Raw genomic sequence first — 15,985 nt, 5'->3', positions numbered from 1 at the left:
CTTATACGGCAAGATTGAGCTGGCGAACGGGACGAGAGCTAGAGGTGCTTCTGTGGATGACTTGCTGGACAACGCGAACGCGATGGACATCCACTGGGAAGCACCCTCGGATGCCCCGAAAACTCTGCACGTCGACACCGTGCTGGTCGGAGACCAGCCTGACGCGCTCGAGGTCGTCCTCGCCCACGCCCAGGCCAAGCCCAAGGCCGAAGACATACGGCGACTGTGGAAAGCCCGCTGGGCCATGCGTGCAGCCCCCGTGGCCCTGGTAGTTCAGTACGAATCCGCCCACGGCAACCGGGCCGCGGTCTGCGGTCTACGCGAGGACGCCGACGTCGTATTCGACTTCGATATCGGGCAGGTAGAACGGGTGGGCATCGCCGCCTTCGACTCACCCACCGTCCCCGAGGGCGAGCGCTTCTTCCAGAAGCTGCTCTCGGACCCAGTAGAGAATCAGATCCCCGGGCTCACGAACACGGGCCTGTTCGCCTCTCACGAGCTACGCACAGGGGTACCTCAGCGCCCCGACTGGCAGGAGCAGAAGACCCTGGCCCAGTCCTTGGTGGCGCACCGTGGGACGGGGTTGCTCGACGCCCTCGGCTACGAGGCTTCCCCTTACCGATCCACGGGTTACCTTCTCAGCGCCAAGGACGGGCCGCGCCGTGCGGTCGCCGTCTTGGTCGAGGACAGCGAGCACTTCGACCGGCCCTCGTCACGCCTGAATGCCGAATCCCCGGTGCTCCACGGGCTGAGCATGGCCCAGCAGCAGGAACTTCCATGGCTGTTGCTTCTGCGTGGAACCCAGCTGCGGTTGTACTCGGCCAAACCCCAGGTAGGGGTGGGACGCAAAGGCCAGACCGAGACCTACGTCGAACTTGACCTCGCCCTACTGGACGAGGAATCCGCCACCTACCTCCCCCTCCTCTTTCACGCCGACGCCCTGTCACCCTCGGGCAGCGTCGATGACATCCTGCAGGCCTCCGCCAACCATGTGGCCGCTCTGGGAGCGCGGCTGCGCGAGCGCATCTACACCGAAGCCGTGCCCGCACTGGCCGTCGCTGTTGCCTCCCACATGGGCGCCGAAAGCGAGAATGAACTCGGGGAGGCCTACCACAGAACCCTGATCATCCTGTTCAGGCTCCTTTTCGTGGCCTACGCGGAGGACCGTGGTCTCCTGCCCTACCCGGGCAATCCCCGCTACACGCGCAAGGCATTGAAGACCCTGGCGCGGGAGTTCGTCGATTCCCCAGGTGAGGAGTTCGACGCTCACGCGACGGACCTGTGGAACGACCTGTTGGCGGTTTGGCGCGCCATCAACGACGGCAACGACGAGTGGGACGTGCCCGCCTACAACGGCGGCCTGTTCGCCGATGACGAGCATCATCCTTCCGGTCGCGAGATTAGTCAGATGCAGCTCACCAACGCCGAGATCGGCCCGGCACTGCGAGCGCTCCTGGTGGACACCTCCGACGACGGGGTATTCGGACCGGTTGATTTCCGTAGCCTGTCAGTGCGGGAGTTCGGCACGATCTACGAGGGCCTGCTGGAGTCCTCGCTGAGCATCGCCCCCACCGACCTGACCCTGTCCAAGGACAAGTCCTTCGTCCCGGCCAAGGCCGGCCAAAAGATCGAGGTCCCAGCCGGTCGCGTCTACTTCCACAACGCCTCCGGCAAGCGCAAAGCAACCGGTTCCTACTTCACCAAGTCCTTCGCTGTCGAGCACCTACTGGACACGTCCCTGGAACCGGCGCTCACCCAGCACCTGGACCGGCTTCACGCGCTGATCGACCAGGGCGAAGAGGCCAAAGCCGCCGAGGCGTTCTTCGACTTCCGGGTCGCGGACCTCGCGATGGGCTCGGGCCACTTCCTCGTCGCGGCCATCGACCGGATCGAGCGCCGGTTGGCAGCCTTCCTCACCGAGCACCGGCTGCCCGCAGTGACGGAGGAACTGGAGCGGCTCGCCCAGGTCGCCCGCGAGGCCCTGGGGGACCAGGCTGACCAGGTGGAGATCGAGACGTCCATGCTGCTGCGCAGGCAGATCGCCCGGCGCTGCATCTACGGGCTGGACCTGAACACGATGGCGGTGGAGCTGGCCCGCCTGGGTATCTGGATCCACACCTTCGTGCCCGGTCTGCCCATGTCGGCACTGGACCACGGCCTCGTTGCCGGGAACAGCCTCACCGGGATGGCCACCATCGAACAGGTCCTGGACGTGCTGGACGCGAACAGATCCCCGGGCCAAGTCAGCTTCTTCGCTGAACAGATCGAGACCACCCTGGAAAAAGCGCGGGCCCGACTGCTACGTGTTGGCAGGACGGCTGAGGCGACCAAGCAAGAGGTGCACGCGGCCCGCGAGGCTCACGCCCAGGCCCTAGAGGAAGCCGAGGACGCCAAGGCACTGCTCGATGCAGCCGTGGCGGTACAGATGGGGGCAGTCCCACTGCCCATGGACCCGGAACAGGCCATAGCCAGGGGTAGAAGCGAGGAGACGCGCGAGGCTGTTGCCGCAGTTCGCGCCACGCATCTGCTGTACCAGTTCCCCGAGGTCTTCCTCCGCCCTGAGGGGGGCTTCGATGTCGTCCTGGGCAACCCGCCATGGGAGAAGGTCCGGTGGGAGGCGGCCCCGTACTGGGTGGGCGTCTCTCCGGGTTTGATGGCGCTGACCGACAAAGCGCGTGAGAAGAAGATCGAGGAACTACGGGCTGAGCGCCCCATGGAGGCAGAGCGGGAAGAACAGGAACGGGGGGAGCGGGAGACCCTCCAAGACCTGTTCAAGAAGGCGTACACACTGCGCGGCGGCACCCATCTGGAGCTGGCACAGCTCATGCTGGAACGGGCCCTGCGGTCGCTGTCCCGCACGGGGCATCTGGGGTTGGTACTGCCGCGCCAGAGCATGGTGCTGGCGGGTTGGAAGAAGCTACGCGGCCACCTGGTGGGCTCCCACGACCTGCGCATCATCCAGGGGCGCAACCACGGAGAGTGGATCTTCGAGGAGGTCCATGCCTCCTACGCGGTGATTCTGCTCTCGGTCGGTCCGCGTAGGAACCGCACCATCGAAGTCGGTGTCGCCCGTAGCCCTGAGGAAGTCGCCGCCGTCGCCGCAGGCCGCAGCATCTCTTTTACTACCGACGAGTTGGGAACCCTGTCGGACGCAAACGTCGTCCCCTGGTTCAACGAGCCAGAGGACCGCAGGGTCTTCGACATCATGCGGGTCCTACCCCGGATCTCCTCCGGGCAGGGGTGGATCCGCGCCTCGCACGACGCACGCTGGGACTTCCGCGGAAGTGGCCCCGACAAACGGCTCGTCACGCCCCAAGACGCCTCAGGTGCTTGGAAGGTGCTGATGACCCGGCACGTGGACGCGTTCACCTTCGACGATGAACCGCACAAACAGTTCGTCACCGACCTACGCCCGCTCTCCGAACTCAAACGCGGTGTGGCCCTGACCGAGGGCGCTTTCACTCTGGGGGCGGGGCACCCGTTGTTGATCTTCCGTCACCCCAGCCGCAGTGACGACAGCCGCACCCTCATCGCCACCGCACTGCCCGAAACGGGATACCTGCACAACAAGGGTTCCGTGCACGCCATCATGCACGACATCACCTCGTCCCCCACCTCCCGGCTCGCGTTGGTGGGCCTGGTGAACACGCTGACGATGGACTGGTGGGCGCGGCGCTTCGTGGACCGGCACGTCACCTCGCCCATCATCAACCAGCTCCGGCTCCCCGCATGGGACAGCGACAGCATCGCCACCGCCGCCGCGATCACCGGTTCCCTTCTCAGCCGCGGAGGCAGCACCCGCCTGGCCGGAGGCATCGACGTCACCGACCGGCACCAGGGCACCGACAGCGTGGAACTCCTGGCCGAGCTCGAACGCCTCACCCTGCGCGGCTTCGGCCTCCAGCAACACGACCTGGAGGTCATCGCGCAGGACTTCAGCACCACCGGGCTCTCGCCCGAACTTCGCACCGCCTTGAACCTCGGCAAGGGAACCCCGCAGTGACCCCCCACACCTACAGGCCCGAATTCGCCACCAACACCCCGCAGGAGGGGGAGACGGTCGCCAGCGCGATCAACACCCTCCTGGGAGGGCTACGCACCCGGCTGGTGCAACCGCCGGACCTGGCCATCGCCACGGCCTACTTCAACCCGGGCGGGTTCGCCCTCCTCGCCCAGGAGCTGGAGCAGGTCGGCCAGGTGCGCCTGCTCCTAGGCGCTGAACCCGCCCAGGAACAGCCCCAGGTACGGCCGCTCAACCGCGGCCCGAAGAAGCGCCGAGGCCGCAGTTCCGCACCTGCCCCCGAAGTGCGCCGGGCACTGGAAGGCCACCAACGCTCCCTGCACCAGGACCGGGATCTGATGGGTTTCACCCGCGAGACCGACGCCCGGGAGCGGCGCCTGGTCGCCTGGCTGCGCGAACACCCCAATGTGCAGGTGCGGCGCTACGAGCAGGGATTCCTACACGGTAAAGCGTTCCTCGTGGAGACCGACACGACCGGCGTGATCGCCGGGTCCAGCAACTTCACCTACGCCGGTCTGGCCCGCAACAACGAGCTGAACCTGGGCCACTACCAGCCACACGTGGTCGGACAGGTCCTGGACTGGTTTGATCAGCAGTGGGAAGCCGCCGCCCCCTACGACCTTGCGGCCCTGTACGAGGCGCGGTGGCAGCCGCACCAGCCCTGGCACGTGTTCCTGCGCATGCTGCACGAACTCTACGGAGCCGACCTGGAGGAGGACACCCACGGCGACTCGCGTCTGGGCCTGACACGTTTTCAGGCCGATGGCGTGTGGCGGGCCAAAAGGATCCTGCAAAGGCGCCGCGGTGTCCTGATCGCCGACGAGGTCGGTCTGGGCAAGACCTTCCTGGCCGGGGAACTGATCCACGAGGCGGTCTTCGAACGCCGCCAGAAGGTATTGATCATCGCGCCGGCCACTCTGCGGGACGCGACCTGGCGACCGTTCCTGCGCGAACACAACCTCGCTGCGGTCGAGTGCGTGTCCTTCGAAGAACTCGTTGCCCACATTGAGGACGCCGGTTCCCACAACTCCGCGCTCCAGGACCCCGACCAGTACGCAATGGTCGTGGTCGACGAAGCGCACGCCTTGCGCAACGACAGCACCAAGCGAGCAGCAGCCGTGCGGAGACTGCTGGCGGGGTCGGTGGCTAAGGACCTGGTGGAGTTGACGGCTACCCCGGTCAACAACAGCCTGGACGACCTCCACAACCTCATCAGCTACTTCGCCACCAACGATGCCGAGTTCGCGGACGTGGGTATTCCCAGCCTGCGCGCCTACTTCAACCGGGCCTCGGCGCTACATCCCGACGATCTGTCCCCCGAGCACCTCTTCGACGTTTTGGATGAGGTAGCCGTCCGCCGTACCCGGCGCTTCGTCAAGAACCACTACGTGGGCGACGAGGTGGTCATCAACGGTAGGAAGCGGGAAATCAGCTTTCCCACGTGCCGTGTGCAGCGCATCGACTACAACCTGGACTCGCTGCTCCCGGGCATCTTCGAGGAACTGGCTACGGCACTGGGTGCCGATACCCACCAGGACACTGACACCGTCGACGGCACACTCACCGGGGTCATCCTCGAGCGTCTGGGGGCGGTGCTCACCATGGCCCGCTACGTCCCCTCGCGGTTTAAGAAGACGGGGGCGGCGGAGCAGTACGAAGCTCAGAACGCCGGATTGCTGAGGTCCAACCTCCTCAAGCGCTTCGAGTCCTCTGCACAGGCTTTCGAGAAGACCGTGGGCAAGATGGTCGACTCCCATGTGCTGTTCCTGGAAGCGCTGGAGTCAGGGATGGTGCTGACCGGTAAGGCCCTCAACGAGTGGGATGACTTCTCTGGAGAGGACATCGAGGAGTTCCTGGACGCGGTCGACTCCCGGGAAAATGTCTCCAGCTCCGCTGGCTACGACGTCGATCGGCTGAAGGAAGCTGTCGAAGCCGACCTGGCGCTCTTGCAGGAGTTCCGCACGAAGGTCCAGACAGTCGACTTCCACAACGATCCCAAGGTCGCCGAACTCATCGACCAGCTCGCGGCCATCGCCCGGGAGGCTGCAGAGGAGGGCATCGGTGAGGACGACATCCGCGATAAGCGCAAGGTTCTCATCTTCACCTACTTCTCCGACACCGCCGACTACCTCGACCGGGCTGTTCGACATGCGATCACCCTCGACCAGCGCTTGGCCGCCTACAGCGATCGGGTCGTCCTGGTGAAGGGCAGTGACAAGGCCAACCGAGGTGACGCCATCGCCGGGTTCGCCCCCATGACCGCGGGTACCGGAACCGAGGAGAACCGTTACGACATCATCGTGGCGACCGACACCCTCGCCGAAGGTGTCAACCTCCAGCAGGCGCGCCACATCATCAACTACGACCTGCCGTGGAACCCCATGCGCTTGGTCCAACGCCACGGCCGTATCGACCGCATCGGATCGCCCCATACCGAGGTGTTCATGCGGTGCTTCTTCCCCGATCAGGGCCTGGACGCGGTCCTGCGCCTGGAGGAGCGTCTCCAGCGCAAGCTCAAGCAGGCTGCCGCGTCTATCGGGCAAGACACGGTTCTGCCCGACGTGGCAGCAGTGGAACGCGTCATCACCGATACCCGGGAACAGATCGATCGCCTGCGCCGAGAAGAATCGATCCTGTTTTCCGATGAGGGCAACTCCTCCCTGTCGGGTGAGGAGTACCGGCGCCAACTCGCCAACGAGTTCCAGAACTCCCAGGTCAAGGACACAGTTCTGAGCCTGCCCTGGGGGTCGGGTTCGGGGTTCCAGCGCCCAGGCGCGGATCCGGGGTTCGTCTTCTGCGCCCGCATCGGCGACCACCCCAAGCCGTGGCTGCGCTACGTGCCGATGAACAATGACCTCACCGTCCAGGTGAATCCCGGTGTGGAAGGGGCCACAGTCGTCAACGACGTCCTGTCCTGCCTGGCCCAGGCCACACCGCCGAGTGCGACCACTGAACCGGCTCTGGACGAGCAGACGTATCAAGCGGCCTTCGACGCATGGGAAGCGGCACAGGAGGACATCCTCACCCAGTGGAAGAGGCAGACCGACCCGCTGAACCTGTCCCCGCAGGTGCCCAAGGCAATGCGCGACGCATCAGCACTCGTCAGGGCCCACGGATCCTTCCTGGAGAAGCAGGAAGAACTGGACCGGCGCCTCAACGCTCCCTATGCGCCTCGCATCCAGCGAGAAGTCCGGTGGATCCTGGTCGACCAGCACACGACTGATAAGGAGAAGGTGCGGGCCCTGTACACGTTCGCCGAGTCCAACGGCCTGACGCCCCCGCCGAGGGTGCAGCCACTGCCACCGGCTGATAAAGAAGACATCCACCTCATTTGCTGGATCGCCATCACCCCCGCGGGGTAGACCAGCAGCAGGAACTGGCAGCTTCCGCGCAAGCCGGGTTCCAGTCTCTGCCGCGGCGTATCGCGGCCTTCTTATAGTCGGCCTCCATAACCGATAACGGATGTGGAGGCCGACCTGATGACGAAAGTTCTGTACTACTCGGATCGATGGGCTGTGGTGGTTGTTGCAGGGAAGGCCGAGTCGAGTCTGCCGCTGGCCGTCGTGACCGCTTTCGTCAGTCGTTGGTGAAGGCATCCGAGCAGCTCGGGCTCGGCGAGGCCGGACGCGCGAAGCACCCTTGACAGGTCTTGCTTCTGAGTGTCTGTGGTCTCCCATGAGTTGAGCAGGTCTCGGGCGGCGTAGCCGTCCTCGGTACGTAGAACGACCTCGGCCACTGAGCTGGTGAGATCTGCTGTTTCTGCTCCCACACGGTGAAGCAGGTGTAGCGCTGCCAGCCCGAGCCTTGCGGAGAACAGAGGTCGGCTCACATCGAATGCCTTGCTGACGCTCCCGCGAAGATCGTCAACTTCGAGCGAGGTCTGATCCGAGAGTTCCGTTCGACACCACAGGTTCAGGACCGCTCGGAGCGCCTGTTCCCACGGCTCTTGTACGGTCGAGCGCTCGATGAGCGCCAACGCATGCTCAGCGCGGCCCGACAGCAGGTGGGCGATGACTACGGTCTGGCGCCCGTCGAAGAGCCGATCCCCGACTCCGCCGTGCCGTTGAGCCTGCTCTGCGGCTTCGTCCCACCGGCCTGCTGAGGTCAGGGCGCGGAGCCCGTCACCGAGTAGGATCGTCCACACCCACTGGTGCAGTTCATCGTGATCAGACTTGGTCGCGGTGATGCGGTCCAAGGGCAGCGTTCGACCGTCGAGCACGATCGCCTGCCCTGTACGCACTCCTTCGTGAAGAGCAGCGAGCATTGCGAAGGCTTGTCCACCATCGCCTGCGCGGATCCGCAGCCGGGCCAGGTTCACCACGGGTTCCAAGGCACGTTGGGCCATCGTGCCGCTTAACGGAAGGTGGGCGAGGTAGTGCTCGGCGTGCTTCCAGCACCAGGTGCGGGCCAGCTCCTGTTGTCCGGTGTCGGAGGCGATCAGAGCGGCCCCGTTGTAGACACGCGATGCTGCGTCCAGCGCCTCTTGCCCGGTCCCCTCACGGGCCAGAGCAGCGTCCTGGGCGATCGTGTCGACCCGGTCGGTGAGCCGGTGGCCGGGTGGACGTGGCCGCGGCACGAGAGGGAACCACCGCTCGAGGTTCACGCGGAATCGCCCCAGGCGACCACCAGGGAAGAGCGGTCCCGTGCCATGATGCGCCGCGTCTCAGTCTCTCCAGCAGCCACCGAGCTGTAGTGCAGTGTGAAGTGCAGCGGCTCGTCGCGGTGCGGTTCCCACGCGGTGATCTGTTCGGCCATCTGCTCCGCGAGCACGTATCCGGCTTTGGCGTGTCCGATGACGCCGAGCTCGTGACGGCCCGGCTGGTTCTCCACGGCGCGCAGGGTGAGGTAGGCCAGGCCGCGCTCGACCACGGGCACCCCGACCATGTCGCCCCAGGGCAGACCGGGGGAGACCAGGCCGCTGTCCACAGCAGGCCGGGTGACGGGCATGCGCGAGAGGCGGTTGGGCAGGTGGGTGGCCAGCCACAGCCACATCGGGTCCAGCGGCTGTCCCTTGCTGAACGTCACCCCCGACCACACGGTGCGGGAAGGCTCGGCCAGTACCTCGTGGACCTGGGCGCCTTCGATGGCCTGGTCCTGGTTGGTCTGGAGCAGCACGGTGGCGTCGGTGTCCAGGGCCAGGACGGTGCGGGGGTCGTCGCCGATCCCACCTCCGCGCAGCGGCATGAACGTGCACAGCTGGCTGTCGGTGCTCGACCAGTGGTCGCCGTCGGCTTCGAAGACGATGGAGCGGGAGACGTCCCCGGCGATGCGCACCGGTGCGATGAGCCTCCCGCCCGGGGCGAGCTGGTCCACCCAGGCGCGGGGGACGTCGTGTGAGCCGACCGTGGCGATGATCCGGTCGAAGGGCCCGCCCTCGGGGTGGCCGAGTGCTCCGTCTCCCCGGAGGACCTGCACGTTGGTGCTGTCGTTCTCCTTCAACCGGGCCCGGGCTCCCTCGACCAGGTCGGTGTCGACGTCGATGGTGGTCACCGATCCGGCCGGTCCGACCAGGTGTCCCAGGAGTGCGGCGTTGAACCCGGTGCCGGCGCCGAGTTCGAGCACGCGCATGCCGGGTTCCAGGGCGGCCTGTTCGAGCATCATCGCCACCACACCGGGCTGGGAGCCGCAGCTGATCGAGGCGCCGTTCTCGTCGTGCTTGATGTGCACGGGGGCGTTGGCGTAGGCCTCTTCCAAGCTGGCGTTGGGGACGAAGGCGTGCCGGGGGACCGATCCGAACGCGTCGGCTACCGCCTCGGTTCGGATCTGGCCGCTCTGGCGCAGTTGTTCGACGAGTTCTTCTCGGAGCCGGTCGGCGTCGGCCGCAGACGTGGTGGTGTGGGTGGTGTCGGTCATGACGACTTCTTTCGCGGTTGTGGTCAGGATGTGCTGGTCGCGGTAGGGCAGGCCCCACCGGTTGAAGGCGAAGATCAGGTGGTGGGCGAGCACGGCTCTGAGCCCTCGGGCCAGGAGCCCTCGGTTGGACAGGTCCGCCAGTGCTCGGCCAGTCGTGGTGAAGGCTTCTGCCCACGGGGCGAGCACTCCCAGTGGTTCTGTCGTGCCCAAACCCTCGGGGACGGCGCGCATGAGGGTGTGCACCTGGGTGCGGAGCCGGTCGTCGGAGGTGAAGAGTGAGGTGGAGGGGCGCAGCTCGGCCACACGTGCCCACACGTCCCCCTGTTCGAACCAGTCCAGGCCCGCCCCGCGCAGCAGAGCGGACCCCAGCAGCAGGGAGAGTTCGCGCCGCCCCAACTCCCGATCAGGGGTCGTGTGGAGGCGGTCCAGGTAGGCCAGGGTGTGGCGGCTGTCGGCCTGGAACAGGTGGTGGGCCAGATCCATGCTCGCCCGGCCTCCGAAGGCGTGAACCTCCGGTTCGTAGACGGAGTACACCCACTCGGATACGGCACCGCCAGAGCGGAGCCTTGCGAGCTCGGTATCGAGAAGAGCGACGGCCCCGGGCCCCGCGCTATAGCGCAGCCGCCAGTGCGGGCGCTTGCGGATAAACCACCACGGGCCCAGCGCCGCAGAGCCCTCCAACGCCCGGTACAGGCGCACCGCTGCCTCTTCGGCGCTCTCCCAGTCCGACCAGGTGATCAAGACCTGCGCCTGCTGTTCAACCACGAGTGCCTCCTGTGGGGGCGCACAGCAAGAACCCCGCCCACCCGGCCTCAGGGGCAGGGCCGGTCAGGGTGTGCAGGGCCAGTGCGGTTCCGGCCGCGCCTTCCAAGAGGCCGATGCCGCCGGTGGAGATCAGCTCGGTCGCGAGCGTGTGCGCGTCGCCGCCGCCCACTGCCGGGGCCAGCAGGTCTTCCGGGCGTCCTGTGCCGGTGGTGTGAGCCAGCAGTGCCAAGCCCGCATATCCATGGCACAGCGAGGCATCGTTGACCACCGGCGAGACCGCAGCGGTGGTGAACACCCGGTGGAGCACAGCCCGGCACCGCTCTGCCCTGGCCGCGTCCCCCAATGCCCTGGCAGCGAGTAGCTGGGCGTGGGCGACCCCGCCTGCTCCGTAGCACCAGGACGGCCGCTGAGGGCCCACCACTTTCTCCGCCCCGGAGCGCTGGGCGCGGGTGATCCAGTAAGGCCACCAGACCTGGTCTGCGTCGCCCTGCTGCCAGGTGTCGAGCCAGTCCAGAATGCGGCCCATCGCCTCGGCGCACTCCTGGGCCGCGATACCGCGTTGCAGCGCCAGGGCGAGGAGCGCGAGCGGTCCGCAGATGCCGTGCGCCATGCCGGTGTTGGCGTGCCCCGCCGGGAAGCGCGGATCCTCTTTTCCACCGGGGCCAACGCGGGCCCACCAACCTGGTGCCTCCTCGCTATCCACTGTGAGGGGTTCGGTCAGGGCCGCCAGGTAGGAGACCACCTCGGGCAGGTGCGGGTGGTGTTCGTCGCGGGCCAGGAGCAGGGCGCCGAGCCCGGTCAGGCCTCGGATGGTGTCGAACTCCGCCAACACCGGACGCACCCCGGCCGCTAGGCGTTCCTGTGCGTGCTCCAGGCGGGCGGTGATGATCCGGTCCACGGCAACGTCGAGCCGGGCGAGCTGGGGCCCGAACTCCGGGCGAACACTCTGTGCCCGGTGCAGGACGTAGGCGAGCGCGGGCGCCCCGTAGAACAGGTGCGCCGCGGGGGAGGCGTCCACCCCTTGGGCCACGGCGCACTCCAACCACGCCTGAGCCCTTGACCACGGGCCATCTTCGGTGCGGGTGCGTTCGATGTGCAACAGCGCGACCCCGGCCGCGCCTTGGGCCAGGGACTGGGGCCACCAACGCTCTCCGGCCCAGGCGCGTGCCTGCTCGGGGGTGGCGAGCAGGTCGGCGACCCGGGCGGCCACCACGCTCGCCCTGCTGGTGGTGCACGCCGCTTTCATGCTGACGTTTCTCGGCGCAGTTGCAGGACCACTTCGACCGGCCGGCCGCGGCACCACCCCGAGGTGGTGGGGGAGGGGGCTTGGGTGAGCACGGCGCTGTCTTCCTTGTTCAGGTGGGTGCGCAACAGGAACAGGCACCCGGGCTCGGACAAGTCCAGGCGGAGCCTTTGGTCACCCGCACCCAGCTCAACCGCCTCGGGAAGGCGACGCTGCCGCGCCCAGGAGCTCCAGGCCTGGTGCCAGTGCGGCCAAGCCGCGCTGGGAGGGGGGAGTTCGGTGGCGGTGATGCGCCAGCGGGCGTCGGCGAGGACGAGGTTGCCCCAGCGCAGGCGGGGCAGGAACGGCAGCACGGAGGCGGTGCCCCAGTCGAAACCGGTGAGCACGGTCCTGTTGGCCCGGGGAAGCTCGGCCAGGAACCGGGCCAGGGGCGGGGCGTAGCGCAGGTTCAGCGCATGGGGCACGAACGGCTCGACACGGGCGTCCAGGGTGTGGGACCACAGGAACAGTTCGCGGCCGTCGTCGCCGACCGCAAGGTCCTCCACCGCCAAGGAGCCGTTGCTGCTCCCCGGGTATTCGCCGATGTGCAGGAGGTGTTCTGCCAGTTGCGGGGCGTGGGCGACATGGGCGCTCGCCGCTCGTACCGGCGGAAAGGACAGCTGCACCGGCACAGCGCCCATGCTGTGCGAGAGCAGGCTCGCCCAGCCGGAGGTGGTGCTGGTCAGGGCGGTGAAACGCCCGACCATGGTGGCCATGGCACGCGAGGCGCCCAGAACCGCCAGACGGAAGCGGCCGCTCTCCAACGCTGTGATCGAGGGTGATTCGATACGCAGGTTCAGCTCGGTGTGCTCCGGTGGGCGCACCGCGCGGGAGGCGGCCAACTCGCGTACGAGCTCGTCCACGAGGACCTCTCGCTCACCCTCCAACGCCGCCGCCTGGGCTCGTTTGAGCAACCACCGCTCGCGCAGCCCCACCCGCTCCCCGCCCGCAGCCTGAACGGGGGCGCTGTGAGCGGGAGGCAGCCCCAGCCCTTGGGGGTCGAGGATTTCGGCCAGGGGCACGAGCCGGTCCCCGTAGCGGCCGGTGAAGCGTTCCCGGTAACCCTGCCAGGCGGGAAGGCCTTCCGGGTGGGGTGAGAGCACACCGAGTAGGTGCGCGGCCTGTTCGGCCGAGCGCGCCACCGAGCAGGGGAGCGTGATGCTGGCGTCCACGCGCACGTCCACTCCCAAGGGAGGGCCCGGTGAGAACTCGTCAACGGCCTGTTGTGCTTTGCGCAGCAGGTTCGGATCGGCTCCGCCTCGGTTGTGGGAGCGGATCAAGGAGTGCACCTGCTCGAGTCGAGAGACCCAGGGGCGGGCCTGGGGCAGGGTGTGGCCGCCCAGCCGGGTGAGGGCACTCAACAGGTGTTGGAGCGGGTCTTGGGCTGTCAGGGGAGCGCACACGTGGGGGTGCAGGGCCCGCAGGCTCAGCAGACGGGCGAGCATGTCTTCGGCTTGGTCGGGTGATCCGCCGGGGTGGTTGCTGATGAGCGCTTGGACCAGGGCATTCCAGCTGGTCGGAGTACGGGCTTTGTCCAGGACGAGCCGGACTGGAGGGGTCGCGCCGATCCGTACCTCTCCCGGGTCGGTGTCGGGTCCCGAACGGGCGAACTGTGCCACGGTGAACGCACCGTCCTGCTCGGTGACGGTGTTGTTCGCTGCCAGATGGAGGCGTTCGCGCACCTGGGGCAGCGATACCAGCTTCCCAAGGACCTGGGCCATCCAGGCTCCGTTGACGCGGGCGAGGCGCTGATGATTGGTTCCGAACTCGGCGGAGGCCGACTCGGTGAACTCGGCCGGCGCTACCCCGGCGAAGAGTCCGAAGGGTGTGGCCCGGTGGCGGATACGCAGGAGGTACCGCAGCAGGGCCGCCGTGGTCTTGCGGGCGCGCTTGACCGACACGTCTGCTGGTTCTTGGGAGCACAGCGATGCGACGCCTGCAGCCAGGGCGGGGGAGGCGTGCGTGATCGCTTCGGCCACCGCGGGCTCGGCCCACACCTGGCGAGCCCAATGCCTCCAGGTGGCGGTATCCGTGCCTGTCAGGTCCGGGGCGCCGGGGGTGGCGAGGCGGAGAGCGCACGTGCGCACGTGAGGTTGGCCGATCACCTGCCAGCCCGGTGTCATCGCAGTCATGATTTCCGCTTTCCTCCGATGGCGGGCAGGCCGTGACCAGGCCCGCCCGCCAACAACAGAGTCCGGTCAGTCCGCCGTGCTGGTGGTGCAGGCGCTGGGGCAGCTGGATCCGCACCCGTCGTCGGTGAGGTTGATCAGCGGTGTGGTGTCGCTGTTCTCGATCAGGCGGATGTCCAGGGTGAAGGGGGAGGAGGTCTCCTGCCGGGTTTCCGGTGCAGCCTGCAACATGGGCTCCTTTGCCATAAGGGGGTGGGTGCACGGGAAACACTAGGGACCCTGGTGGGCCAGCTGAAGGGCTTTCTCGGGTGCGAATAAATTCGCCCTACGGAATGTCCGCTTGTGCTCTGGAACGGAACTCTCGGGCGAGTTCACCGAGGAAAGAGCGGCACTTTTCGCCTGAAAGGGCGTGCTCGTGGAAGAAGTCGAAGATCTCACGGCTGTAGGAGATGTCCTTGGGATCGCGCAGGGCGAGTTCCCCGGTGAACACCTCCACGGTGACCAGACGGTCGTCGTAGAGTGTGAAGCCGTTGAGCGGGCCGCTGGGCACCGCAGGGTGGGCCGGAACGATGCGGATATCGACCCCCGCGAGTTCGCTGAGGGAGGCGATCCGGTCCATCTGCAGGGCCATGACCGCGGGCGGACACAGCGGCCAGCGCAACGCGGCCTCGGTCAGCACGAACACGAACTGTTTTCCGGGGCGGTAGAGGATCTGCTGGCGCTCCAGACGCCGTGCCAGGGCTGACTGCCACTCTGCGCCGCGGTTCACCAGCGGGTGCGTCAGAGTCTGGCGTGCGTATTCGGGGGTCTGGAGCAGCCCGGTGATCATGCACGGTAGGAAGAAACGCACTGTGGAGGCGGCGCTCTCGATCGCGGACAGGTCCCGCTGGAGTTCGCCCAGCCCTCGCTGCAGGGCCGTGCGGAACCCCTGGTAGTCGGAGTTGGCGACCCGGGCCAACTCGAGTAGGCGGGTACCGTCCTCGCCGGTGGTGGAGACCCCGAGTGCGGTGAGGATGCGCTCGACATCCACCACGGAGGGGCGGATGCGGTTGTTCTCGATCTTGCTGACCTTGGCCTGGCTCATCCCGGTACGAGCGGCCAGGCTGGCACCGGTCAGACCGGCAGCGCGGCGCAGGCGACGCAGTGCGTCGGCCAGTTCGCCGCGCTGCCGGTCGGCGTGTTCGGGCTCAAGGGTCAAGCGGTGCGGCCTTGTAGTACTCGGGGAAAGGGACGGCGTGTTCCAGGGCCAGGTCCTTGTACCGGACGTAGGGGGCAGGGTCTGCGTTCTCCAGGAGTTCCCGGCCGGTCTGGGTGCCGTCGGCAGCGTAGTGCATCAGCACCACGTGCTCGTCGTCGAAGAGCCAGAAATCCTGTTGGGGCAGCCCGGGGTCAGGGGTGGTGGCGAAGTCGAGGATGTGGACCTCCTCGCCCGCCGCGGCACTGAAGGCATAGCCCCACTCGAACTGGAACCTCAGGTGGTCGTTGAGCGGACTGGTGAGGGTGTGCACCCGGCGCATCCTGCGGCCGGCCTCGATGTGTTCGCGGACCTTGATCAGGTAGGTGTCGGTGTGCAGCTCCTGGGGCGGGCGGGTCACCCCGGCCAGGAACTGGCGTAGCTCGTCCTCTTCCTCGGGCACGGTGTAGCCGGGCAGGGTTTCGAGCCGGAACGCCTCCCGTTGGAAGGAGTGGAAGAACTCCTGCCAGGCCTCACCTTCCAAGCGCACGGGCGGCCTCCTCGATCAGGTGGGCGGGGATGCGCACAGCGACCTCGCCTTCGGAGAAGGTCAGCCCTTCGGTGGTGGTCAGTAGGGGGCCCTGCACGATGACGGATCCGTCGCCGCTCGTGTAGACACCGGGGCAGTCGTTTCGGTTGCAGTCGCCAGAAAGCTTCTGAAGTGCCACGAAATAGCCTTTCCTTCCAGCATAATCCGGAAT

The 15,985-nt window shown here is 67.1% G+C and carries 10 protein-coding genes; 2 read left to right on the top strand and 8 right to left on the bottom strand.

Features of this window, described 5'->3' with window-relative positions; genetic code table 11:
* The first annotated feature begins 52 nt into the window (after positions 1 to 52).
* Positions 53 to 4,003, top strand: a complete 3,951-nt coding sequence (locus HNR07_RS34425; RefSeq protein WP_221318849.1) for an Eco57I restriction-modification methylase domain-containing protein — start codon at positions 53 to 55, stop codon at positions 4,001 to 4,003.
* A complete protein-coding gene (locus tag HNR07_RS16805; protein WP_221318848.1) occupies positions 4,000 to 7,383 on the top strand; it encodes a helicase-related protein in 3,384 nt (1,127 codons plus the stop codon). Before HNR07_RS34425 ends, HNR07_RS16805 begins: the two co-directional genes overlap by 4 nt.
* 134 nt (positions 7,384 to 7,517) lie before the next feature.
* Here the strand turns inward: HNR07_RS16805 and HNR07_RS16800 are convergent, their stop codons facing one another.
* The 8 genes from HNR07_RS16800 to HNR07_RS16765 all read right to left on the bottom strand — a co-directional run bounded on the left by HNR07_RS16800 (position 7,518) and on the right by HNR07_RS16765 (position 15,952).
* Positions 7,518 to 8,624: a hypothetical protein gene (locus HNR07_RS16800; RefSeq protein ID WP_184365802.1), complete on the bottom strand. Its 1,107-nt coding sequence runs from the start codon at positions 8,622 to 8,624 to the stop codon at positions 7,518 to 7,520.
* Positions 8,621 to 10,639, bottom strand: a complete 2,019-nt coding sequence (gene fxlM, locus HNR07_RS16795) for a methyltransferase, FxLD system (RefSeq protein ID WP_184365801.1) — start codon at positions 10,637 to 10,639, stop codon at positions 8,621 to 8,623. The genes HNR07_RS16800 and fxlM overlap by 4 nt, the downstream gene beginning before the upstream one ends.
* A complete protein-coding gene (locus HNR07_RS16790; protein ID WP_184365800.1) occupies positions 10,632 to 11,885 on the bottom strand; it encodes a lanthionine synthetase C family protein in 1,254 nt (417 codons plus the stop codon). The genes fxlM and HNR07_RS16790 overlap by 8 nt, the downstream gene beginning before the upstream one ends.
* Positions 11,882 to 14,053: a lantibiotic dehydratase family protein gene (locus HNR07_RS16785; RefSeq protein ID WP_184365799.1), complete on the bottom strand. Its 2,172-nt coding sequence runs from the start codon at positions 14,051 to 14,053 to the stop codon at positions 11,882 to 11,884. The genes HNR07_RS16790 and HNR07_RS16785 overlap by 4 nt, the downstream gene beginning before the upstream one ends.
* Before the next feature lie 66 nt (positions 14,054 to 14,119).
* A complete protein-coding gene (locus HNR07_RS16780; protein WP_184365798.1) occupies positions 14,120 to 14,281 on the bottom strand; it encodes an FxLD family lanthipeptide in 162 nt (53 codons plus the stop codon).
* Between the two features lie 94 nt (positions 14,282 to 14,375).
* Positions 14,376 to 15,248 (bottom strand): helix-turn-helix domain-containing protein, encoded by an 873-nt coding sequence (locus tag HNR07_RS16775; protein WP_184365797.1) that lies wholly within the window; start codon positions 15,246 to 15,248, stop codon positions 14,376 to 14,378.
* Positions 15,238 to 15,774, bottom strand: coding sequence for a DUF6879 family protein (locus HNR07_RS16770; RefSeq protein WP_184365796.1), 537 nt, complete (start codon positions 15,772 to 15,774; stop codon positions 15,238 to 15,240). The genes HNR07_RS16775 and HNR07_RS16770 overlap by 11 nt, the downstream gene beginning before the upstream one ends.
* On the bottom strand, positions 15,758 to 15,952 hold the full coding sequence (locus HNR07_RS16765) for a hypothetical protein (protein ID WP_184365795.1): 195 nt from the start codon (positions 15,950 to 15,952) through the stop codon (positions 15,758 to 15,760). Before HNR07_RS16765 ends, HNR07_RS16770 begins: the two co-directional genes overlap by 17 nt.
* Positions 15,953 to 15,985 lie beyond the last annotated feature (33 nt).

The sequence above is a fragment of the Nocardiopsis metallicus genome (assembly GCF_014201115.1).
In the GTDB taxonomy this organism is placed as follows: domain Bacteria; phylum Actinomycetota; class Actinomycetes; order Streptosporangiales; family Streptosporangiaceae; genus Nocardiopsis; species Nocardiopsis metallicus.
This window is presented reverse-complemented; position numbering and strand designations above follow the sequence as displayed.

Excerpts from the sequence above, each read along its gene's own strand:
- HNR07_RS16790 (WP_184365800.1), bottom strand. The coding sequence starts at position 11,885 with ATGAAAGCGGCGTGCACCACCAGCAGGGCGAGCGTGGTGGCCGCCCGG.
- HNR07_RS16780 (WP_184365798.1), bottom strand. The coding sequence starts at position 14,281 with ATGTTGCAGGCTGCACCGGAAACCCGGCAGGAGACCTCCTCCCCCTTC.
- HNR07_RS16785 (WP_184365799.1), bottom strand. The coding sequence starts at position 14,053 with ATGACTGCGATGACACCGGGCTGGCAGGTGATCGGCCAACCTCACGTG.